A 1,038-nucleotide genomic window follows, 5' to 3' on the forward strand; every position below is an offset into this window, starting at 1 on the left:
CCTGGAATGAATGACAAACGCTTTATTCGTTCTGTTATTTATATTTGCGCGCATTCTGATGCTGGTGCGATGGGCATTATTCTCAATCAATTACACCATATTGATTTTCCAGAGCTTTTGCTTCACTTAGGAGTAATAGACAGTGGCAAAAAAAAATGTCTTTCTGAACCGATAAAAAATTTTCCAGTTCGCTATGGTGGTCCTGTTGATCCTTCACGTGGTTTTGTCCTTCATTCAGATGATTATGCTTGTGAAGAAACTGTTTTTATTGCAGAGAAGGTCTGTTTTACTGCGACAATTGATATATTAAAAGCGATTAGCTGTGAACAAGGTCCGCAGCATGCACTAGTAGCATTAGGCTATGCTGGATGGAAAGCAGGACAACTTGAGGCTGAAATTTCTACGAATGGTTGGCTAATCAGTTCTACATCACCTAGTTTTCTTTTTGAAAGTGATTTAAGTCGCAAGTATGACGAAAGCTTAACGCGCATGGGGATCAATCCAACCTATCTTGCTTCTGAAATGGGACATGCATAGAGTTTTGTTATTTTCTGAGTTTTTTAACTTTACACGTTATTCTATTCCTTATGTTTTTATTTTATAAGGGAAATGGCTCTGAACGAGAGTGATTAATTCTTCTATGGTAATTGGTTTCGTGACAAGTGTGCTTTGAACATATTTACAGCCTTCTTGACGGAGGAAGATTGCTTCTTTTTCACTTTCTACACCTTCTGCAATAATTTGCAAGTTAAGATCTGTTGCCATATTAATGATAGACTTGAGAACAAGTTTCTTCTTGAGAGAGTCGATTGAGATAAGTGAGCGATCAAGTTTAACCATATCAAATGGATAACGTACAAGATAGGTCAGAGACGAATAACCTGTTCCAAAATTATCGAGTGCAAGATTCATTCCAAGTATTTTAATTTGTTCAAGAAAGTGCGCTGATTGTTCAGGATTTTTTCTTAAGACAAATTCAGATATTTCAATCATTAAGCGTCCTTTGTGGAGCGGATGCCGAAGCAAAGCGGCACGCAA

At 37.4% G+C, this 1,038-nt stretch carries 2 protein-coding genes; one reads left to right on the forward strand and one right to left on the reverse strand.

Going from position 1 to position 1,038, the window contains the following annotated elements:
- Window positions 1-537 (forward strand): YqgE/AlgH family protein (locus tag ACFIO3_RS13785; protein ID WP_375704653.1); only part of this gene is annotated, 537 nt, incomplete at its 5' end.
- Between the two features lie 48 nt (window positions 538-585).
- Here ACFIO3_RS13785 and ACFIO3_RS13790 read toward each other — a convergent pair.
- On the reverse strand, window positions 586-1,038 hold a 453-nt coding region (locus ACFIO3_RS13790; RefSeq protein ID WP_375704654.1), incomplete at its 5' end, for an EAL domain-containing protein.

The organism is Bartonella sp. AD328YNZD (genome assembly GCF_042196425.1).